Here is a 21,645-nt window from a genome sequence, read left to right as displayed (position 1 = left end):
GATGCCGTGTGATCGCAGGCAGATTTTGAAAGGCTTCGGCGCGGTGGCTCTGGCCACCGTTGCCGGCGGATCGAGCCTGCGCACGCGTGCCACGGCGGCCCCCGCGCTGCAGCCGCGCCCTCCGGTGTCAGGAGGGCAGATTCACGACTGGCATTTTGCCGCCGCCGAGCGACCCATGCGGCTTCTGGGCCCGCACGGTCCCGAGAGCACGGTCTGGACATACTCGGACACGCTCTTCCCGGTAAAGCGCATCCGCCTCGGCGATACGATCCGGGCCCGGCTCGAAAACAGCCTTGGCGAGCATACGGCGGTTCATTGGCATGGGGTGCGGGTGCCGAACGCCATGGATGGGGTGCCGTTTCTGACGCAGCCCCCGGTCATGAAGGGCGAAAGCTTCCTCTACGAGCTCACCCCGCCCGATCCCGGCACTTTCTTCTTCCATCCTCATTGCAACGAGTCCGGTCAGGCCGGTCGCGGCATGAGCGGCGTCCTGATCGTCGAGGGCGATCAGCGCCGTCCGGTCGATGCCGATCTGCTGGTCGCCTACAAGGACTGGCGACTGGCCGAGGACGGATCCTGGCTTCCGTTCGAAACCCCGGAAGGGGCGAGCCGCGCCGGCACCTATGGCACTGTTCGCGCCGTCAACGGTGTTGCGCCGGCCACGCACGCCGTCCCGGCAGGAGGCGATATTCGCCTGCGTATCCTCAACGTCGACAGCACCCGCGTCATCGAGGTTGGAATCGAGGGAGCGGAGGCGGCGGTGATCGCCATCGACGGCAACGCCACCTCCCCCTTCCCGCTCGAGACATGGCGCATGGCTCCCGCCATGCGGATCGACGTGCTGGTCCGGGCGCCGGCACCGGGCAAGAACTTCAAGGTCATCGACTATTTTTCGGCCGAACCCTGGACCCTCGGCACCTACGAGGCCAAGGGCCCGGCCCGTTCCAAACGGCCCTTCGAACCCGCAATCCTCTACGATGCGGGGCTCCCACGGGCGGACCTGCGCAATGCGGAGCGCATGAGTTTCAGCTTCAGCGCCGCATCGGGATCGGTCGCGGAAGCCGCCGCCCAGTGGGCCCCGGACGATCCGCTGGCCAAGATCCTGCTCGATGGATTGTGCGTGCGCGACACCTCGTTCTGGGCCATCAACAAAGCATCCTGGGCTTCCGGTCAGCAACGCCAGCTGCCGCCGCCTCTAGGGCTTCTGAAGGCGGGCCAGTCCTACGTGTTCGAACTGATGAACGCGACACCGCATCATCATCCGATCCACCTGCACGGGCATACGTTTGAAGTGCTCAGCGCGTCGCGCTTGAACCGCCCGCGCCATTTCGCAGACACGGTGCTCCTCCAGCCGAAGGAGCGGATCGAGATCGCCTTCGTGGCCGCGCCCGGCAACTGGATGTTTCACTGCCACGTCCTGGAGCATCTCGAGTACGGCATGATGGGCTATCTGCGGGTCGCCTGATGAAGCTTCGCCCCCGACGGCTCGGCCTATTCCTGGCGGTCCTGTTCCTCATGCCGGTCAGCGCCCTCGCTCTGGACGAGATGATCGGGCGTGCGCTGTTCCGGCGGGCCTGGGTTCCGGCCCCCTCCTCGACAAAGGCCAATGACGGTCTCGGCCCCCTCTTCAATGCGCGCTCCTGTGCCGCCTGCCATCGGACTCTCGACCGCTTGCCCGTGGAAACCGGAGCCGACGGGATCGTGGCGAGCGATCACATGGTTCTCCGCATCAGCGATCCTCAGGGAAGCCCTGACCCGGTCTATGGACGGCAGTTGCAAAGCGCCTCCGTGACGGGTGTCGCCCCCGAAGGGCGAGTGACGCGAACGAAGAACGGCTACGCTCCCGGTGATCTCGCCTATGGCCCCCTCGCGCCGGGTATGCGCTTTGGCGTTCTCCTGGCCCCCTCCCTGCGCGGCCTCGGCGGATTGGACGGCGTTTCGGACGAAATGCTTGCAAGGTTCGCCTCCGAGAACGCTCGGCGTGACGACGGCGTGCGAGGACGGGTGAACTGGGTGACGGACGCGCGGGGTCTGCGCCGTGCCGGGCGGTTCGGATGGAAGGCCTCGCAGCCGACGCTCGCGGTCCAGGTCCAGACGGCGTTTGCCCTCGATCTCGGCCTTTCCACTCCCGAGCACGCCGGGCCCCAGGGCGATTGCACCGCTGCACAGACCGCCTGCCTTGCCGCGCCGATGGGCAGCGAAGGCGGAGAAGCGGAAATCTCGGCGGAAATCGTCTCGCGGATCACGTCCTATCTGTCGTCGATCCAGCCTCCTGAACCGACGGCGGCAGGAGCTTCCGGCCTCTCGTCCTTCACGGCGACCGGCTGCGCTGCGTGTCATCGCCCGTCCCTTCCAACGCCGAGCGGCTCCGTCGGCGCCTTCACGGATCTCCTCCTTCACGATCTCGGTCCGGACCTCGACGGCGGCGCGACGGAACCCGGCGTCGCCGCGACGGAGTGGAGAACCGCTCCCCTGTGGGGCCTTTCGCGGACGCTTGCGAACGCCGCAGGCCTGATGCATGACGGACGCGCCCGGACAATCGAAGAAGCCGTCGGTCTTCACGGTGGCGAAGCCGCCTTTTCCAGGACACGTTTCCGAGCTCTACCGGAGGCGGAGAAGCGCCGCCTTATCGCCTTCCTGTCATCCTTGTGAGACGCGTCATGCGCACAAAGCTGCTCGCCCTCTTCTGCTTCGCCTTCTCGGTTCCGGCCGTCGCGCAGGAGAATCCCGGTCGACGGGAGACGATCCTCCGGGCGGTCAAGGACTTCGTCATTCCCCGCTATGAAACCCTCGCCCAGGCCACCAAGGCCGAACAGGACGCGTGGTCGGCTTTCTGCGCAGCTCCCAAGGCGGATGGGCTCGCGGGTCTGAAAAGCAGCTACCACACCGCGGCGGATGCCTGGTCCGGAATCGAGTTCGTGCTCTACGGACCGGTCGGCACGGATTTCCGCTTCGAGCGAATGGCTCACTGGCCCGAGCGCAAGAACGCGATCGGCAGAGGCTTGACGAACCTGTTGGCGCGCAAAGGAACCGACGATCTGACGCCGGAGCGCTTCGCGCAGACGAGTGCCGCCGTGCAAGGGTTCTCCGCTCTTGAGCGTCTTCTCTACGATCCGGATGCTGCGGGTGCCTTCACCAGTGGATCCGCGGAAGCGACACGCCGCTGCAATGTCGCGGTTGCCATTGCGAGCAACCTCGCTCGAACCAGCGCCCAGGTTCTCGATGAATGGACCCGGCCGGACGGTGTTCTCACCTCCCTCGAGACAGGAGACGATGCGAAGATCGAGGAGGCGGCGACACGCCTTGCCACGGATTATCTGGGTCTTTTCGATATCGTCGACGATCAGAAGCTCGGCGCCGTGATGGGAGACGGCACCGAGAACGTGCGGCCGACCCTGGCGGAGGGATGGCGCAGCGGTCGGTCCATGCGGGCCATTGCCATCAACCTCGAAGCGGCGCAGGCGCTGGGACAGATCCTGGTCGATCCTGCGTCCGATGAGGGAAGTTCCCTTGGTTTCGCTCTTCGCACCGCGCGCGGCATGACGGAAGGCGCGCCCGCCGATATCGGGAAGGCCACCGCGGATCCGAAGGAGCGACGCAATCTCGTCCTGCTGCGCGATGCCGTGCATTCCCTGCGCGAGACCGCACAGGCCGCCGTTCCTGCGGCTTTGGGCATTTCCTTGGGGTTCAACAGTCGTGACGGTGATTGATCGACGCTCGTTTCTGGGCGCGCTCGGCGCAGCCGTCGCGGGCTCCTTCTACCCCCGACGGGCCTACGCTGCCGGTGAACGGCCGCTTTTCGTGTCTGCCTGCTTCGCGGGCGAAAACGCTGCATCCGTCGCCGTGTTCTCCCTCGACGGCGAGATGCTGTTCAACACGCGCCTGCCCGACCGTGGGCACGACATCGCCCTAAGGCCTGCCTCGTCCGATCTCGTCGTGTTCGCCCGGCGACCGGGAAACTGGGCGGCGATCGTCGACCGGATGTCCGGCGAGGTGCGCCAGGTCGTGACCTCCCCGGAGGGGAGACACTTTTATGGCCATGGCGTCTTCTCCGCGGATGGCGCGCTCCTTTACGCGACCGAGAATCATGTTGCCGCCGGAGACGGTGTGCTCGGCATTTACGATGCCCGAAACGGGTACCGGCGCGTCGGCGAGATGCCGAGCTTCGGCGTCGGTCCGCATGATCTCGCCTACCTGCCGGGCAACCGTCACATCGTGGTGGCCAATGGCGGGATCAGGACGAACCCGCAAACCGGGCGCGAAATCCTGAACAAGGACCAGATGGAGCCCAGTCTCGCCATTGTGGATCCTTCCAGCGAAAGCGTTCTCCTGAAAGTCGATCTCGGACCTGATCTGAAGGGGTTGAGCATCCGCCATCTTGCCGTATCGCCTCGCGGAGAGACCCTGTTCGGCTGCCAGTTCACGGGCGACGACACGGAAATGCCGGCTCTCGTCGGAACCCTCATGCCGGACGGCAAGAGCCGTTTCCTCGAAATGCCGGACGACGCCCTCGATGCCATGAGGAATTACGTGGGATCGGTGGCGCTCGACGCTTCGGGGACGTTCGCGGCAGCGACAAGCCCCGTCGGGAACACCATTGCATTCTGGAATCTGGACACGGGCCGCTTCCTCGGCCGTCGCCGCATGTCCGACGTGTGCGGTGTCGTTGCCGCGCCGATGGACGGCGTATTCCTGGCGACATCGGGCAATTCCGGGGTCAGCCTCGCGCCCGTTGCGCAAGATCAGCTGAAATCGCTCGGTGGAACGGAGCTCGGGCGGTGGGTGTGGGATAATCACGTGGTTTCGATCTGAAGATCGCAAGCCGCCTCTTGAGTTACGCTGCGTCATGACACATCTCGGCTCCGAACAGGAGAGCGCAATGGATAAGCGTCGTTTGGGCCGATCGAACCTCATGGTGCCGCCGTTTTGTCTCGGAGGAAACGTCTTCGGATGGACCGCCGACGAGCAAATCTCGTTTCGCATTCTCGATGCCCTGGTGGAGGCGGGCTTCAACTTCATCGACACCGCCGACGTGTATTCGCGCTGGGTTCCGGGCCATGAAGGCGGAGAATCGGAAGCCATTATCGGCCGGTGGATGAAGGCGCGCGGAAACCGTGACCGGGTCGTGATCGCCACCAAGGTCGGCTCGGAGATGGGGCCGACGAAGAAGGGGCTGTCGAAAGCCCGTATCACGGCTGCTGTCGAGGAATCCCTCAAACGACTTCAGACGACTTACATCGACCTGTACCAATCGCACCGCGACGATCCCGAGACGCCTCAGGAGGAAACGCTGAGCGCCTATGCGGATCTCATCAGCAGCGGCAAGGTCCGCGTGATCGGCGCGTCGAATTTCACGGCCGCCCGTCTCAAGGAAGCGCTCGATATCAGCGCCCGGATGGGGCTTCCGCGCTATGAGAGCCTGCAGCCCCTCTACAATCTCTCGGACCGTGCCGAGTTCGAGCGCGAACTCGGGCCTTTGTGCCGCGAAAACGAGGTCGGGGTCATTCCCTATTACGGCCTCGCCAGCGGCTTTCTCACCGGCAAGTACCGCTCGGAAAAGGATTTCGGGAAAAGTGTCCGCGGCGGGAACATGGCGAAATACCTGAACGACCGGGGTCTGCGGATTCTATCCGCCCTCGATGAGGTCGCGCTTCATCACAACGCGAGTCCGGCGCAGGTTGCCTTGGCCTGGCTGATGGCCCAGCCCAGCATCACGGCTCCTATCGCGAGCGCCACCAAGGTCGAGCAACTCAACGAACTCCTCGGCGCGACCCGGCTCCGCCTCGACGCGGTGGCGCTGGAGCAACTGAACAAGGCGAGCGGATTCTAGAGTCAACGCAAGATTTCGCGGCTTTTCATGCACCATGCGCGACGGAGACCTCTCCGCCGCGCATGTTTGCGAACCTTGTAGGAGGCAGCCCTCTTATTATCTCATCTTGGTTCGGGTATTCCCGAATTCCACAATCTATATGAGATAATAATGAGCACATCCGCCGATCCTCTTCTCCAGCCGTTTCGGCTCGGAGACCTCACGTTGCCCAATCGCCTCGTGATGGCGCCGCTGACCCGCAATCGTGCCGGCGAGGCCGATGTGCCCGGTGCGCTGGCGGCGACCTATTACGCACAGCGGGCCACCGCAGGCCTTCTGATCTCGGAAGGTTCGCAGATCTCCCCCGAGGGCCAAGGCTATCTCAGCACGCCGGGTATCTATTCGCCAGAACAGGTCGCCGCCTGGAGAAAAGTGACCGATGCCGTTCACAAGTCGGGAGGCCGGATCTTCATTCAGCTCTGGCATGTGGGCCGGGTTTCCCATGTGTCGCTCCAGCCCGGCGGCAGCGCCCCGGTCGGCCCTTCGGCCATACGCGCCAACACGAAGACTTTTCTTCAGAACGGCTTTGCCGACGTGTCCGAACCGCGAGCACTGGAGCTTTCCGAAATCCCGCGCATTCTCGGCGACTATGAAACCGCCGCCCGCAACGCCAAGGAAGCAGGCTTCGACGGCGTCGAAATTCATGCGGCCAACGGCTACCTGCTCGACCAGTTCATGAAGGACGGCTCAAACAAGCGCACGGACGCCTATGGCGGCTCCATCGAGAACAGGGCGCGTCTGACCCTCGAAGCGACGGAGGCCGTTCTCAAGGTCTGGGATCGCAACCGTGTCGGCATCCGGCTGTCTCCGGCCCCGGTCAATGACGCGGCGGATTCCGATCCACAAGCCTTGTTCAGCCATGTGGTGGGCAAGCTCGACGCCTTGGGGATCGGCTATATTCACGTCATCGAAGGGGCCACGGGCGGCGATCGGAACGCGGTTGCGGTGGACTACGCCGGCCTGCGCGCGGCCTTCCGCGGCACTTACATTGCGAACAACGGATACGACCACGCGACGGCGTCCGAGGCTGTTGCGAGCGGACGTGCCGATCTCGTGGCCTTTGGACGGCTGTACATCGCCAATCCGGACTTGGCGGAGCGGTTCCGCCTCAAGGCTCCACTCAACGAGCCCGATCGGACGACGTTCTATGGCGGTCAAGCGGAAGGCTATACCGACTATCCGTCGCTCGAACGGGCCGCGTAAGCCTCAGCAGCCGTTACAAATGCCGCGCTTCACCCGCCGATTGATATCCTGCTCCCGGCGGTTGAGCTGCTCTTCGCGCTCGGTCGGCGCAATCGCTGCGGGATCGGTCGGCCGACGGGTGTTGGGACCGCCGATGCCCGGGCCGCTCGATCCGGTTGTCGTCGGCCCGGCACCGCTGGAGTCCACCCCGCCGGTATTGTTGCCGGCGGCGGTACCACTGCTCCCCTGACTGCCCGGGGGCGGCAAAGGTGCCGTCTGGGCGTTCGGCGAAGAGCCTGGAGAAGGCGTTCCGGGCGTCACTCCGGGCGAGCCCGTGCCAACGCCTGAGCCGGTAGCGCCGGACGAGCCCGTTCCACCGCCCGAGCTCCCGCCGCCCGAACTTGCACCGGAGCTCGCCCCGCCGCTGCTGCCGCCGCCGGATCCGCCACCCGATCCACCGCCGGAACCGCCTCCGCTTTGGGCAATGGCTGCTCCGGCCAGGAGAAGACTGGCGAGAACAGCTGTCGTAGCAAGGTATCTCATGGTTCCTCCCGGGGCTCTGCCTCGGGTCAACGTCAGAGATGGGCCGAGGTTTCGGTCAGCGCTGCCAAACGGTCAGGCTGACGGGACCCACAGGGTCGAGAATCCGACGTCCGCCGGGACGTAAGCCGTTTCCGGCCAGGACGGTCTCTGCCGTCACGCCGTTATCGCAAGCGGAAAATAGAGCCGTCCCGCCGGGGACGCTGACGCCTTCGGCCCTCGTGAGGTGGAAAGCCGTGTAGCCGATCCCGAGAAACAGGTCGAAGACCCGGCGTCCTCCGGGCACGGCAACCCGCCCGCCGCTCGGCAGGACGGTGCGGCCTGCCTCGCTCCACGAGACACCGGCCGGATTCCACCACCAGCCGTCGGGGCGTCTTTCGAGATCGCGGACCGATGATGAGACCACGACGCGCAATCGGCTTCGGGGATTGGGATGAGCCTCGTGTCCGAGCCGTCCGAGCACCGTCGCGGCGGATCGATCGAGCTCCTGCTGGAAATACGTCCAGTCCGCCTCGCTGCGCAGGGCATCGGGCATTCTGCCCTGCGCGTCGGCGATCCGGTCGTCATCCGATACGATCGCGTATCCATGGACCTCGATCATCGGGCAATCCCGTTCCGGTGCGCGATGGCGGCGAGCGTCAGGATTCCCAACACAACCCCGTTCAGGATGTGCCAGAGAAAATGTGTCCCGATCGGCAAGGTCGCACAGATCGCCTGATCGAAGGAACGGAACACGAGGGAGACGGCGAAGACCAGAGCCGCCCAAAGCAACGCCCGTCCCGCCCGTACTTCGCCCTTCGACATGCAAAGGGCGCCGACGACCAGGAGCGCGGCCGCCGCCGGCACGTAGCCGAGAGAGCCGTTGAGGGTCACTTGCGGGACGACGCTGCGCCAAAGAGGCTCGAACGACATGTTGAAGGCAGCGAACGCCAGTGTCACGACGATGGCCGGAACGGTGCCGAGCCCCAGATACCGGCGCATGGCGAGGAGGAAATAGCTATAGATGAAGACCGCGATCGGCAGGACATCCGCCAGAAGGGCCCAGCGCTCCGCAACGGTATGGAAGAGAAAGCTTCCGATGCCGACGACCGTCGTAACGGCAATGAGCCAAAGGGCCGGCGCATCCTTTCCGCCCCCTCGCCGCCACTGAACGAACGCATAGGCGGCCGCCGCCAGGAAGGCCGCGTTGGTGATGGCGTTCAGCGGCTCGGACCAGAATGCGGCGCTGGTGCGTTCGCAATAGTTGTCGACGGCCGAGAACCAGGAGGCGGACATCGCAGTATCCGTGTTGATGAGTTCCTGTTTCGCCTTGCCAGTCCTTGACGAACATCCGATGAAACAGAAGCTGGAGAAAGAAGTGAGCGAGAGACGATGAGAATTGCCACGTGGAACGTCAATTCGATCAAGCAGCGATTGGAGCATCTCGCCACCTTCGTGAAAAGTGCAGAGCCCGACGTGGTTTGCCTCCAGGAACTGAAATGTGTGGATGAAGCCTTCCCGCGCGCGGAGGTGGAGGCGCTGGGCTACAACGTCGTGACCCATGGGCAGAAGGCCTATAACGGCGTCGCGATCCTGTCCAAGCGCCCCCTCGAGGATGTGCGACGCGGTCTTCCCGGCGACGAGGCGGACGAACAGGCACGCTACCTCGAAGGCATTGTTTCGACCGACGCGGGAGTGGTGCGGATCGCCTCGATCTACCTGCCGAACGGCAATCCGATCGGGACCCCCAAATTCGATTACAAGCTCGCCTGGATGGACCGGTTGAAGACCCACGCCCGCCATCTTCTCACCCTGGAAGAGCCTTTGGTTCTTTGCGGCGACTACAACGTGATCCCGGACCCCCAGGACGCGGCGGATCCGGCCGCCTGGGTCAACGATGCGCTTTATCAGCCCACCAGCCGGGCAAAGTTCCGCGAACTGCTGAACCTCGGTTTTGGGGACGCCGTACGCGCCTGCAGCGATCAGCCCGGGCTCTATTCCTTCTGGGACTACCAGGCCGGCGCATTTCAGCGCAACAACGGGATCAGGATCGACCACCTTCTTCTGTCGCCGCAGGCGCAGGATAAGCTGAAGGCGGCGTCCATCCGCAAGGAGGTTCGCGGCTGGGACAAGCCTTCGGACCATGTGCCGGTCATGGTGGATCTGGATATCGACTAGGCGTGGGGGCTCGGTGAACGTTCCCGTCGATTGGATCATCGCCGCAGCCATCTTCGCATTCGTGATCGTCCAAGGCCGCAAGCGCGGGAAACGTGGACAGAGCGGGGATGCGGGCGGAGGCTCTGACGCGTCCGGCTGCGATGATGCCGGAGGCGGAGACGGTGGGGGTGGCGATGGTGGTGGAGGCGGAGACTAGATTGTCGCCCGCCTAGTGCCGTGACTGCATGTATTGCTCGAGGAGAGCCAGGGCGAGCTTCCGGTCGCCGTCGCCCGCGTTCTCGAACGCATCATCGTAGAGCTTCACGATCCACTGGTCCTTCGTCGGATCGATCGACTCGCGGGCAAGGGTCAGCCACATCAGGCCCCGGGCCCTCTGGCGCGGAACGCCCTGCCCGGTGATCAGAAGGTGCCCGAGAACCGCCTGGGAGGCATGATGACCCTTCTCGGCCGCGAGGTTGAGCCAGCGCGCCGCGAGCCGCACATCCTTGTCGACCCCGGTTCCCTCGAGATACAGGCGCGCCAGGTTGTACTGCGCATTGGAATCGCTGAAGTAGGAAGCGGCGTAATTGAACATCTCCACCGCGCGGGCCGGATTGGCGGCGACGTAGGTGCCCTTGATGCCGTCGAGGAAATAGGTGCCCAGCGCGACGAAAGCGCTGGAAATCACCGGCGCGTTCGGAGAATCGGGGCTTTCATCCGCGTTCTGATCGGCAAGCTTCGAGAAGTACTCGAAAGCCTTGAGGTCGTCGTGCTGAACGCCGTCGCCATCCGCATACATGCGACCGAGCTTCCAGAGTGCCAGGGTGTGACCCTGCCCGGCCGCGTATTCGAGCGCCTGAGCGGCTCCCAGCTTGTCTCCGGCGTTGTAGTCGCGCATTCCCGTACGCAGGGCCTCACGGACCGATCCGTATTTCGTCGCGGGCATCAGCGGTTGCGGACGCGGCGCGGCATCGAGCGCGAAGACCATGTTGGGGGTAAGGACAGCCGCCCCCAGAATGGCGGCAATAAGTCTAGACGTCCGCATAGGTTTCTTTTTCTGCAGCGCCGCCAGGATGGGTGACAGCCCCATCCCGCGCAGGCCCTACGGTTTGTGCGTATTTCCAAAGATAGCCCGAGGTGGAACTGGTCTCGCGCGGGCGCCAGGCGGCGCGACGGCGAGCCAGCTCGTCTTCCGAGAGTTCGACATCGATGGAACCGCGGATCGCATCGATTGAAATGATATCGCCGTCCTGAAGGAGGCCAATGGGACCGCCCACCGCCGCCTCGGGCCCGACATGGCCGATGCAGAAGCCGCGGGTCGCGCCGGAGAAGCGTCCGTCGGTGATGAGCGCCACCCGATCGCCCATCCCCTGGCCGTAGAGGGCGGCCGTGGTGGACAACATCTCGCGCATGCCCGGCCCGCCCCTCGGACCCTCGTAGCGGATCACCAGGACGTCGCCCTCATTGTACCGGCGCTGGGAAACGGCCTCGAAGCAGGCCTCCTCCCCGTCGAAGACGCGTGCCGGTCCGCGAAAAACCTGTTTCTCGGCCGGAATTCCGGCCACCTTCACGATCGCCCCTTCGGGAGCGAGGTTTCCTTTGAGACCGACGACCCCGCCGGTCGGGGTGATGGGATCGTTCGCCGGACGAACCACGTCCTGATCCGGGTTCCATCGCACCGACGCGAGGTTCTCCGCCATGGTGCGCCCGGTCACCGTCATCACGTCCCCATGCATGAAGCCATGGTCGAGCAACGTCTTCATGAGAAGCGGAATGCCGCCGACCTCGAACATGTCCTTGGCCACGTAGCGGCCGCCGGGCTTCAGGTCGGCAATGTAGGGCGTGCGGCGGAAGATTTCGGCGACGTCGAAAAGGTCGAACTTGATGCCCGCCTCATGGGCGATGGCGGGAAGGTGCAGCGCCGCGTTGGTGGATCCGCCGGACGCCGCCACGACCGTTGCGGCATTCTCCAGAGCCTTGCGGGTCACGATGTCTCGCGGACGGATGTTCCGGGCGACGAGTTCCATGACCATCTCGCCCGCCATGGCGCAAAACCGGTCGCGGATCTCGTAAGGCGCCGGGGCTCCGGCCGAATAGGGAAGCGCAAGGCCGATGGCTTCCGACACCGTCGCCATGGTGTTGGCGGTGAATTGCGCGCCGCACGCACCGGCGGACGGACAAGCAACCTGTTCGAGCTCCGTCAGGTCCTCGTCGGACATCTCGCCGACCGAATATTTCCCAACCGCCTCGAACAGATCCTGCACCGTAACCTGGCGCCCGCGGAACGAGCCGGGCAGGATCGAGCCGCCATAGATGAAGATCGACGGCACGTTCAGGCGCACCATCGCCATCATCATGCCGGGGAGAGACTTATCGCATCCGGCCATGCCGACGAGGGCGTCATAGGAGTGGCCCCTGATGGTGAGTTCGACCGAGTCGGCAATCACCTCGCGGGACGGGAGCGATGCCCGCATGCCCTTGTGGCCCATCGCCATGCCGTCGGTCACCGTAATGGTGCAGAACTCGCGCGGCGTGCCGAACGCGGAGGCAACGCCCTTCTTCACCGCCTGAGCCTGGCGCATCAACGAGATGTTGCAGGGGGCGGCCTCGTTCCAGCAGGTTGCGACGCCGACGAGCGGCTGTGCGATCTGCTCCCGGGTCAGGCCCATGGCGTAAAGGTAGGAGCGATGCGGAGCACGAGCCGGCCCTTCCGTCACATGACGGCTGGGCAATCGCGACTTGTCGATCCGGCGCGCATCCATGTTTGTGCTCTTCCCCGCTCGGCCTTCCACCCTAATTACGAAAGGTTACGGAACTAACGTGATCTGCCACGTGCCGCAGCGGAGACGCAACGACTCCCGAAAGCAAAAGCCAAGAAGGCTTAATGCCGTGCTTTCTTTGATCGCTTTGTTCTAAAGCCTTGGGTTAGAAGCAGTTTAGCCTGTGTTAATCAGGTGAGCTTCGTTTATGGCGGCATCTTGGCGGAGCTTGGGCCAAGATGGGCATCATCAGGAAGCTTTGAAGGTGTTGCTGTGACGCAACATTTTTACGGTGCTCCCGCCTTGTCGAGGGCACCCGCCGACCGGCTTTCGAGTGTCTTGGCAAAGGCAAGGCATCGGTGCCGGCCACCTTGCAGCCGACGCCTTCCGCAGGACCCTGCTGCCTGATTCGCTACATGCGGAAAACGCCGAACTTCGTCTCGGGAACGGGGGCGTTGAGGGTCGCGGAAAAGGCCAGCGCCAGAACACGGCGCGTTTCAGAGGGGAGGATAATGCCGTCGTCCCAAAGACGGGCCGTTGCGTGGTACGGACTACCCTCCTCCTCGTACTTCCGGCGGATCGGGTCCTTGAACGCCTCTTCTTCCTCGTTGGCCCAGGTCTTGCCCTCGGCTTCGAGGTTGTCGCGCCGGACCGTGGCGAGAACGCTGGCCGCCTGCTCTCCACCCATGACGGAGATGCGCGAGTTGGGCCATGTGAACAGGAAGCGAGGAGAATAGGCCCGGCCGCACATGCCGTAGTTGCCGGCGCCGAAGGAGCCGCCGACCAGAAGCGTAATCTTCGGCACCTGGGCGCAGGCGACAGCCGTCACGAGCTTTGCGCCATCCTTCGCGATGCCGCCCGCCTCATACTGGCGGCCCACCATGAAGCCGGAAATGTTCTGCAGGAACAGCAGCGGAATGCGCCTCTGGCAGCACAACTCGATGAAATGAGCACCCTTCAGGGCGCTTTCCGAAAACAGAATGCCGTTGTTGGCGATGATGCCGATCGGCATGCCCCAAAGACGCGCAAAGCCGGTGACCAGCGTCGTCCCGTACAGGCGCTTGAACTCATCGAACTCGGACCCATCCACAAGGCGGGCGATCACTTCGCGGATGTCGTACTGCTTCTTGAGGTCGGTGGGCACGATCGCATCGAGATCCTCGATCGGATACTTCGGATCCAGGGGCTCGGACAGGTCGATATCGGGGCGCTTGCGCGTATTGAGCGTGCCGACGATGCGGCGCACGATCGCAAGGGCATGGACATCATCGGTTGCGTAGTGATCGGCAACGCCCGACTGGCGCGCATGAACGTCCGCGCCGCCGAGATCCTCCGCGGAGACGACCTCCCCGGTCGCGGCCTTCACCAGGGGCGGCCCCCCGAGGAAGATCGTTCCCTGTCGCCGGACGATCACCGTCTCGTCCGACATGGCGGGCACATAGGCGCCGCCAGCCGTGCACGACCCCATCACGCAGGCGATCTGCGGAATTCCGAGGGACGAAAGCGTCGCCTGGTTATAGAAGATCCGGCCGAAGTGATCGCGATCCGGGAACACCTCCGTCTGATGGGGCAGGTTCGCGCCCCCGGAATCCACCAGGTAGACGCAGGGAAGGCGATTCTCCCGGGCGACTTCCTGGGCCCGCAGATGCTTCTTGACCGTCATCGGGTAATAGGTGCCGCCCTTGATGGTCGAATCGTTGCAGACGATCATGACCTCGCGGCCCGAGACCCGCCCGATTCCCGTGATGATCCCGGCCCCGTGAATGGCGTCGTCATACATGCCGTGGGCGGCAAGACCGCCGAGTTCAAGGAATGGTGCTCCCGGATCGAGGAGCCGCGTCACACGCTCGCGCGGCAGAAGCTTGCCGCGTGCCAGATGTCTTTCCCGCGCCTTCGCGGGGCCACCATCCGCCACCACGGCGCGTTTTTCGATGAGGTCCTGGGACAGACCGGCCCAGGATTCCCGATTGGCCCTGGCGGCGTCGGAGGTCAGATCGGCGGATGTGGCGATGACAGGCACGTCGTGGCCCCCTGCTCATGCTGAAGCCCCGGAGCGCCCGGAGGCACGATGGAAAGCGCCCGGCCTGGCCGGGCTTTCATGGGCCGCAGCCGCCATGCGGCCGCGGATCAGGGCTCTCAGCCCTTCGCGCGGATGACGACCCGTTCGCGGGTCGCCGGTCCCGACGCGCAGCGATAGGCGATGCCGCGAACCAGCAGCCAGTCATTCGAGCGCTTTTCGAGATAGAGGTGCGTCCCGCCGAGGGCGAGGGTTGCCTCCAGCATCCCTTCCGTGGCCGAGCCGAAGCCCGGGGTGGTCGGAACGGTCGGGCTTACTTCGCCGAGACGGGTGCAGAAACGGACATCCGCGGGGGAATCGACGATGTGGATGGTTTCCGTCGGGGTGGGAGTATAGGAGCATGCCGAAGCCGCGAGGGCGACGATGGAAGCGAGAAGCGCGCGATGCATGGATTATCCGCCGATGATCAACCGTTCGGACAAGCTTAGAGCATGAAGCCGGCTTGAGGAGAAGGCCTGGAGCCCCTGCGGCGGGAAAACCCGGCCTCAGTTGCCGGAAAGCAACGGCTCCGCCGTTCTCGCGGTTGCCCCGAAGATCTGCTCGAAGGTCTTGCGCATCATCGCATCGACCTCGGGCATGGTGACCGGAATGCCCAGATCCACCAGACTGGTGACCCCGTGCTGATGGACCCCACAGGGGATGATGCCCGAAAAATGGCTCAACTCGGGCTCCACGTTGAGGCTGACGCCGTGAAAGGTCACCCAGCGGCGAACCCGGATCCCGATCGCGGCGACCTTGTCCTCGACGCCGGCGCCCTTCTCGGGCCGACGCACCCAAACGCCCACCCGGTCTTCCCGCCGCTCGCCCCGGATGTTGAACTCGGAGAGGGTGTCGATCAGCCAAGCCTCGAGGGCGGCCACGTAGCGCCTCAAATCCTTTTGACGACGCGCCAGATCGAGCATGACGTAAGCCACCCTCTGACCCGGCCCATGATAGGTGTACTGCCCGCCTCGCCCGGTTTCGAAAACGGGAAATCGGTCAGGATCGACGAGGTCGGATTTCTGGGCGGAGGTTCCGGCGGTGTAGAGCGGAGGATGCTCGACGAGCCAGACCAGCTCGGGCGCACGGCCCTCGACGATCGCCGCGACCCGCTCCTCCATGAACCGGACGGCTTCCTCGTAGCCGGTCAGCCCCTCCTCGATTCTCCATTCGACGGGGGCTGATGGGTCCAGGGGCCGGAAAGTGTCCGCCAGATTGTCACGAAGGCTCAGCACAGGATCCTCACTGCCCGAAAGATGGTGATGTTTTGATCCCTTTGCCAGCGTCAGGTCAACGGCGCGTTTCCCAGTGGACGAACCCGCGGGAGGTCGCTATAGGAGCGCAGCCCAGCCGGCGATCTTCCTCATCGGAATGCCTCTTTCGGCACCTTGAAGAAGTCTTCGACGGATGGGCTTGCGGTGGCGCAATCGATCTTGTATAGCCACCGCCTCGCCAGGGAAAACAGCCCTGGCTTCGAAGGTTTCGCGGTCGTGGCGGAATTGGTAGACGCACTACCTTGAGGTGGTAGCGGGGAGACCCGTGGAGGTTCGAGTCCTCTCGACCGCACCAAACCTTCGACAAGGCCCTTGAGGGCCACGAAAAAAGGTCCCGCTTGCGGGACCTTTTTTGTTGCCGAAAGTTAGTTGTCACACAGCCGTGAGGAGGCTTCACTAGCCCTGTCACGCTTAACCCCGAATCTCCCGCCGGTGATGGGTCCCGGGACTGCTGAATCAGCATTTCAGGAACCGCCGCTAACCGATTAGTTCTCCTCAGGCTTTAGGGCGCATTGTGCTGATCCGGACGCGCGCCTAAAAGGCCGGTGTTTCTCTTCTAGGGACAGGCCCATGCAGGACGTCGAAAACAGGACGACGCCGCCCTCGCCTTCCGGCGCGGTCGTGGAGCCGTTGAATTTCAGGGACGAGAAGGAAGAGATCAATCCCGCCTTCATGGCGGCGGTCGCGGAGGCCATTCATGCTCCGGACACCGAGCGGCTTCAGCAGCTTGTGGAGGATTTCCACGAATCCGACCTCGGGGACCTGCTGGAAGCCCTGGAGCCGGATGACCGTCCGCGCCTGATCGAACTTCTCGGTCCGGCCTTCGACTTCGCTGCCCTGACGGAAGTGGACGACGCCGTTCGCGAGGAGATTCTCGAAGAACTGGAAACGCAGACCGTCGTCGAAGGCGTCCGCGAGCTCGACCACGACGATGCCGTCTACATCCTCGAAGACCTGAACGAGGAAGACAAAGCCGAAATTCTCGACCAGCTTCCCGCGGTCGAGCGCGTCGCTCTCCAGCGCGCCCTGGAATATCCCGAGGGTTCGGCGGGACGGCGCATGCAGACGGAGCTGATCGCGGTGCCCCCCTTCTGGACCGTCGGCCAGACCATCGACTTCATGCGCGACACGGAGGAGCTGCCGGATACCTTCTACGAGATCTTCGTCATCGATCCGGGCGGCCATCTGCTCGGCGCGGTTCCGCTCGACCGGCTTTTGCGCAGCAAGCGGCCGATCACGATCCAGGGGATCATGAACAATGATCCCGACCGGGTGAAGGCGACCGACGCACAGGATGATGCCGCACGGCTCTTCCAGCGCTACAACCTCGTCTCCGCCGCCGTGACCGACGAAGCCGGACGTCTGGTCGGGGTGATGATGGTGGACGACATCGTCGACGTCCTCGACGAGGAGGCGGATGCCGACATCAAGCAGCTCGGTGGCGTCAACTCGGAGGAAGAACTCTCGGATACGGTGTGGGACATCATGAAGAGCCGGTCCACGTGGCTGTTCGTGAATCTTTGCACCGCCCTCCTCTCGGCATCCGTCATCAGCGCCTTCTCGGCCTCCCTGCAGAAGATGGTCGCCCTCGCGGTTCTCATGCCCATCGTCGCCTCGATGGGAGGCAATGCCGGCACCCAGACCATGACCGTGGCGGTGCGGGCCCTCGCCACGCGCGAATTGGGCCGGAGCAACGCCTGGCGGATCATCCGCCGCGAGATGGTGGTGGGCCTCCTCAACGGCATCGCCTTTGCGACCCTCATGGCAGGCGTTGCGATCTTCTGGTTCGGTTCGGCCAATCTCGGTCCGGTCATCGGCCTGGCGATCATCATCACACTCGTATCGGCCGCCTTCGGAGGGATCATCATTCCCTTGATCCTCAATCGCTTCCGCGTGGATCCCGCCGTTTCGTCCGGTCCCCTGGTCACCACGATCACCGACGTGGTCGGCTTCTTCTCGTTTCTGGGGATCGCGACCCTCTGGTTCGGTCTTTGACCGCTCGCCGCATCCGGCCTCCACCTTCGTCAAAGCGGCACTTTTGGGGATGCCCGCTGTTCAGGCTGTAGACAAATGTCCCAAACCCGTGTCTTTTTCCCTGGTGAGCGGCATCCATCAAGAGTCCGTTAAGGACTTTCGGGCATCGCTCATAGGGTCCAACAGTTGCGTAATTTTCTGATTGATCCCGATGACGCGCCGCACATCCCGCCGCCCTAAAGCCCGACGGATCTCGCCCTTGGCCGTGGCACGCTTCATAGCGGTGACCGCGATCGCCATGGGGCTGGCCTCCTGCGCCATCGCACCGTCCAGCCGCTATCCCATGAAGAGCGATGTGAAGCCGCATGCGGGCGTCGCATCGGCCCACCGGCTGCCGATTCACGGGGTCGACATCTCCAAGTGGCAGGGCAAGGTCGATTGGGCCGCCATGCGTCAGGCCGGAACCAAGTTCGCCTTCATCAAGGCGACCGAGGGCGGCGATCACGTGGACAATCGCTTCCTGGAAAACTGGTGGGGCGCCAAGAACGCCGGCGTTCCGCGCGGAGCCTACCACTTCGTCTACTGGTGCCGGCCGGCCCATGAGCAGGCCGCCTGGTTCAAGAAGAATGTCCCGCAGGATCCGGAGGCCCTGCCTCCCGTTCTCGACGTGGAATGGAACGGCGAATCCGTGAACTGCCCCCGGAAGGTTCCGCGGGAGCAGGCCCTCGCGATGATCGATACCCTCCTGAAGGAAATGCAGGCCCACACGGGCAAGCGTCCGATCATCTACACGGACATCACCTTCCATAAGGAAATCCTGGAAGGGGAATTCACCGATTACCCGTTCTGGATCCGGAGCACCGCCGCCGAGCCCCACGAGCGCTATAACCAGCGCCGCTGGACCTTCTGGCAGTTCACCACCACCGGCCGCGTGCCGGGAGTTTCGGGCGACGTGGACCGCAATACCTTCTACGGCACCGAGAACCAGTGGCGCATGTTCGTTCAGAGCGCCTGCGATCCCCGTGACCACGAGCGCCTGCGGCCGAGCGGGGTCTGCCGCGATATGGATCCAGTTCAGACGGCCAGCATCGACGAGTAATCCGAGCAGATTCCGTTTTCAGAGCATCCCGCGAAGCCCGGTCATATCGATTGGCCGGGCTCTTTCGCGTGGAGCGGCCCCAAACACGCCTTCGATCATCGCATATCGATTGAGCAAGAAGGTCGGCGATACGTTCCAGCCTAACGTTGCCCCAGAGTAACAGGGCATAACAAACGTAATTCCTCAGTATCAAACCCTGTAGAATATTAGGTTTAGTCTCTTATGCTTCGGCGAATCCACGCAATGCGCTTTGCTACGGATGTTATATCACATTAAAGCTTTGCTTGACGTTGCAACCCGACCTGGATCTCGGAGAACTACGATGCGTTTGTGCCGTTTCACTTTGCTATCCAGCACATCCGCACGAACGGTCCTGACAGCCTCCACCCTTGCCGGTGCGGTCATCTTCGGAACACCTGCGCTTGCTCAGGTTCACAATACGGGCGATGCGACCACGTTCAACGCCGGAATCGCCGCGAACAACTCAAGCGGGGTCGACGACCCGTTTCGCATTATCGCCAGCTTCAACACTACGAGCCCGACAGCTCCCCTGAGAATCCTGCCGATCGATCTCCAGACCTTCACCCTCGGCATCACCAATATGAGTGGGGCGGGAGGGCTCAACGTCTATAGCGGCGGAGCGGGCGTTCTGTCATTGACGGGCACCAATCTCTTTGCCGGAGGCATTCAGGCTTCCAGCTCGACCGTCGCGATCGACGGCGGCGCGGCGCTCGGCGCCGGCACCTTGAACCTCAACAGCGCAACTTTGCGGCTGCTGAACAACGTCAGCATTTCCAACGCCATTTCTCTCACCAGCCTCGGCGCGACCTTTGACACCGCAGGCTTCAATGCAACCGTATCAGGGCCGATCAGCGGCCCGTCACCTCTCTATTTGGTCGGCGGCGGAATGCTGACATTGACCAACGCCAACACCTTTGCGGGCGGGACGACCATTAACAGCGGCGGTATCATCGCAAAGGCCACAGGTGCCCTCGGTTCGGGGGCTGTGACGGTCGATGGCGGTACGTCATCGCTGGCCTATGACGGGGCAGGCGTGACGGCTGGTTCGACGGCGATCATCCTCAACAACTCCAGCGCCCTGACCTTCAGCAACGGCGCGAGCGCCGGTTTGTCCAACATCGTCGTCTCGAACGATCCGACACCAGGGCTTGGAATGGGGGTTTTCTTCGAACAGAACTCCTCCGCCGGGAACGCGACGATCAACAATGCTTATGGTGGCGGCTACACCACCGTGACCTTCCGCGCGACCAGCAGCGCTGGCACCGCGTCGATTGTTAACACCGGCGGCGCCATCACGTCCTTCGAGAACAGCAGCACGGCCGGTAACGCGCAAATTTTCAACAGCAACGGCAGCGTCTTCTTCCAAAACACCACAAACGCCGGCACGGCGACTTTCAACAACACCAACGGGACGGTCGACTTTTCCGGATCGGCCAGTGCCGGCTCGGCGACGATCATTAATGGCGCAGCCGGTCGCACCTACTTTTCCAACAACTCCTCGGGAGGATCCGCGCGCCTGATCAACAACGCCGGTGGCCTTCTGGACATCTCCAGCCTGGTTCCGTCGGGCACGACCCTCGGCTCCATCGAGGGCGCCGGAACCTTCGCGCTCGGCGCAAAGAACCTGACGGTCGGCTCCAACAACCTGAACACCACCGTGTCCGGCACCATCACCGGTCCCACCGGCTCCCTGACCAAGACCGGCGCCGGCACGCTGACGCTGACGGACGCCAGCACCTATGGCGGTGGCACGACGATCGGCAATGGCACGCTCGAGGTCCAGAACGCCGCCGCGCTCGGGACCAGCCTCGTGCGATTGGCCGGCGGCCATCTGCGCTCCAACATCGCCGGCACCACGACGCTCCCGAACGAGATCCGCTTCCAGCCCGGCCAGACCAGTACCCTGTCGGCGGCCCCGGGACAGACGCTGAACATCGACTTCTTCGCTTCAGGCACGGGTTCGACGATCCGCTTCGGCACTCCCGCCGACACGGGAACCATCATCGTGGCGGGACCGAGCTTTGCCTATTCCCGGCACGCGCTCGAGGTGAACGGCGGCACGCTCAGGGCCGGCTCCGACCAGCTCTCCTCCCATCTCAACGGGGCGCACACGGTGACCGTTGCCCGCGATGCCACGCTGGATCTGGCGACCTACGATACGCGCATCAGCGGCCTGCAGGGCGACGGCACGCTGATCAGCGATGCGCCAAGGCTGCGGATCCTGTCTGGGACGTTCGGCGGCACGATTGCGGGCAGTGCCGCTCTCGTCAAACCGTGGACCGGCACCCTGACCCTGACCGGCACCAGCACGCTCACCGGCCCGACCACGGTCGAGGGTGGCCTGTTGGTGGTGAACGGGTCTCTGGCTTCGTCCCCAGTTTCGGTGAGTGAAGACACCACCCTCAACACGAAGGGAACTCTCGGCGGCACCGGCACGGTTGGTGGTTTGAATGTGCTCTCGGGCGGCACGGCAGCGCCCGGCAACTCGATCGGCACGCTGAGCGTCAACGGCAACGTGGCGTTTGGCCCCGGCTCGTTTTATGCGGTTGAGATCAACGGCGCCGGCCAAAGCGACCGTATCGCCGCCACCGGCACCGCGACGCTGAACGGCGGCACCGTCCAGGTGCTGCCCGACCAGGGCATCAACTTCGTCGAAAACACCCCCTACACCATCCTCACCGCCCAGGGCGGCGTCACCGGCACCTTCGCCGGCACGCAAAGCGCCGAGTTCGCCT

General features: G+C 64.0%; 19 protein-coding genes and 1 tRNA gene. 12 read left to right on the top strand and 8 right to left on the bottom strand.

The window, feature by feature from the left end:
* Position 1 precedes the first annotated feature (1 nt).
* The 6 genes from LJD17_RS22245 (at position 2) to LJD17_RS22220 (ending at position 7,072) form a co-directional block, all read left to right on the top strand.
* A complete protein-coding gene (locus tag LJD17_RS22245; RefSeq protein WP_227386397.1) occupies positions 2 to 1,465 on the top strand; it encodes a multicopper oxidase family protein in 1,464 nt (487 codons plus the stop codon).
* The gene (locus tag LJD17_RS22240; RefSeq protein ID WP_227386396.1) at positions 1,465 to 2,652 is read left to right on the top strand and encodes a di-heme oxidoredictase family protein; all 1,188 of its coding nucleotides are present in this window, start codon (positions 1,465 to 1,467) and stop codon (positions 2,650 to 2,652) included. Before LJD17_RS22245 ends, LJD17_RS22240 begins: the two co-directional genes overlap by 1 nt.
* Positions 2,653 to 2,660: 8 nt before the next feature.
* Complete coding sequence (locus tag LJD17_RS22235; RefSeq protein ID WP_227386395.1) at positions 2,661 to 3,710, top strand: imelysin family protein; 1,050 nt, start codon at positions 2,661 to 2,663, stop codon at positions 3,708 to 3,710.
* Positions 3,697 to 4,812, top strand: coding sequence for a DUF1513 domain-containing protein (locus LJD17_RS22230; RefSeq protein WP_227386394.1), 1,116 nt, complete (start codon positions 3,697 to 3,699; stop codon positions 4,810 to 4,812). Before LJD17_RS22235 ends, LJD17_RS22230 begins: the two co-directional genes overlap by 14 nt.
* Before the next feature lie 67 nt (positions 4,813 to 4,879).
* Positions 4,880 to 5,830 carry an aldo/keto reductase gene (locus LJD17_RS22225; protein ID WP_227386393.1) on the top strand — a complete coding sequence of 317 codons (951 nt, stop codon included), beginning with the start codon at positions 4,880 to 4,882 and terminating at the stop codon, positions 5,828 to 5,830.
* Positions 5,831 to 5,980: 150 nt separating this feature from the next.
* Positions 5,981 to 7,072 carry an alkene reductase gene (locus LJD17_RS22220; RefSeq protein ID WP_227386392.1) on the top strand — a complete coding sequence of 364 codons (1,092 nt, stop codon included), beginning with the start codon at positions 5,981 to 5,983 and terminating at the stop codon, positions 7,070 to 7,072.
* Between the two features lie 3 nt (positions 7,073 to 7,075).
* Here the strand turns inward: LJD17_RS22220 and LJD17_RS22215 are convergent, their stop codons facing one another.
* From LJD17_RS22215 to LJD17_RS22205, 3 genes are read right to left on the bottom strand one after another with little or no spacing between them, the layout of a single operon-like run.
* Complete coding sequence (locus LJD17_RS22215) at positions 7,076 to 7,594, bottom strand: hypothetical protein (protein ID WP_227386391.1); 519 nt, start codon at positions 7,592 to 7,594, stop codon at positions 7,076 to 7,078.
* 55 nt (positions 7,595 to 7,649) lie between these two features.
* Positions 7,650 to 8,192 (bottom strand): hypothetical protein, encoded by a 543-nt coding sequence (locus tag LJD17_RS22210; protein ID WP_227386390.1) that lies wholly within the window; start codon positions 8,190 to 8,192, stop codon positions 7,650 to 7,652.
* Positions 8,189 to 8,866, bottom strand: coding sequence for a ceramidase domain-containing protein (locus LJD17_RS22205; RefSeq protein ID WP_227386389.1), 678 nt, complete (start codon positions 8,864 to 8,866; stop codon positions 8,189 to 8,191). Before LJD17_RS22205 ends, LJD17_RS22210 begins: the two co-directional genes overlap by 4 nt.
* A 96-nt stretch (positions 8,867 to 8,962) precedes the next feature.
* On the opposite strand from LJD17_RS22205, the gene xth reads away from it, so the two are divergent.
* Both xth and LJD17_RS22195 read left to right on the top strand, forming a co-directional pair.
* On the top strand, positions 8,963 to 9,748 hold the full coding sequence (xth, locus tag LJD17_RS22200; protein WP_227386388.1) for an exodeoxyribonuclease III: 786 nt from the start codon (positions 8,963 to 8,965) through the stop codon (positions 9,746 to 9,748).
* A gap of 13 nt (positions 9,749 to 9,761) precedes the next feature.
* The gene (locus LJD17_RS22195) at positions 9,762 to 9,944 is read left to right on the top strand and encodes a hypothetical protein (protein WP_227386387.1); all 183 of its coding nucleotides are present in this window, start codon (positions 9,762 to 9,764) and stop codon (positions 9,942 to 9,944) included.
* Positions 9,945 to 9,956: 12 nt separating this feature from the next.
* Here LJD17_RS22195 and LJD17_RS22190 read toward each other — a convergent pair whose 3' ends face one another.
* The 5 genes from LJD17_RS22190 to lipB form a co-directional block, all read right to left on the bottom strand.
* Positions 9,957 to 10,772: a tetratricopeptide repeat protein gene (locus LJD17_RS22190; RefSeq protein ID WP_227386386.1), complete on the bottom strand. Its 816-nt coding sequence runs from the start codon at positions 10,770 to 10,772 to the stop codon at positions 9,957 to 9,959.
* A complete protein-coding gene (ilvD, locus tag LJD17_RS22185; RefSeq protein WP_227386385.1) occupies positions 10,759 to 12,489 on the bottom strand; it encodes a dihydroxy-acid dehydratase in 1,731 nt (576 codons plus the stop codon). The genes LJD17_RS22190 and ilvD overlap by 14 nt, the downstream gene beginning before the upstream one ends.
* A 409-nt stretch (positions 12,490 to 12,898) precedes the next feature.
* On the bottom strand, positions 12,899 to 14,506 hold the full coding sequence (locus tag LJD17_RS22180) for a carboxyl transferase domain-containing protein (protein WP_227386384.1): 1,608 nt from the start codon (positions 14,504 to 14,506) through the stop codon (positions 12,899 to 12,901).
* Positions 14,507 to 14,622: 116 nt separating this feature from the next.
* On the bottom strand, positions 14,623 to 14,952 hold the full coding sequence (locus LJD17_RS22175; protein WP_227386383.1) for a hypothetical protein: 330 nt from the start codon (positions 14,950 to 14,952) through the stop codon (positions 14,623 to 14,625).
* 96 nt (positions 14,953 to 15,048) lie between these two features.
* A complete protein-coding gene (lipB, locus tag LJD17_RS22170; RefSeq protein ID WP_227386382.1) occupies positions 15,049 to 15,777 on the bottom strand; it encodes a lipoyl(octanoyl) transferase LipB in 729 nt (242 codons plus the stop codon).
* 249 nt (positions 15,778 to 16,026) lie between these two features.
* Between lipB and LJD17_RS22165 the strand changes: the two genes are divergently transcribed.
* The 4 genes from LJD17_RS22165 to LJD17_RS22150 form a co-directional block, all read left to right on the top strand.
* Positions 16,027 to 16,111 (top strand) — tRNA-Leu (locus LJD17_RS22165).
* Positions 16,112 to 16,386: 275 nt separating this feature from the next.
* Positions 16,387 to 17,811, top strand: coding sequence for a magnesium transporter (gene mgtE, locus LJD17_RS22160; RefSeq protein WP_227386381.1), 1,425 nt, complete (start codon positions 16,387 to 16,389; stop codon positions 17,809 to 17,811).
* A 190-nt stretch (positions 17,812 to 18,001) separates the two neighbouring features.
* A complete protein-coding gene (locus tag LJD17_RS22155; RefSeq protein WP_406600865.1) occupies positions 18,002 to 18,889 on the top strand; it encodes a glycoside hydrolase family 25 protein in 888 nt (295 codons plus the stop codon).
* A 322-nt stretch (positions 18,890 to 19,211) separates the two neighbouring features.
* Positions 19,212 to 21,645, top strand: a 2,434-nt coding sequence (locus LJD17_RS22150) for a beta strand repeat-containing protein (RefSeq protein ID WP_227386380.1), incomplete at its 3' end; no start/stop codon positions are given.

It is taken from the genome of Microvirga rosea (genome assembly GCF_020595095.1).
GTDB classification, from domain to species: domain Bacteria; phylum Pseudomonadota; class Alphaproteobacteria; order Rhizobiales; family Beijerinckiaceae; genus Microvirga; species Microvirga rosea.
The sequence above is the reverse complement of the archived record's forward strand: the minus strand, read 5'-3'. Positions and strand labels throughout refer to the sequence as shown.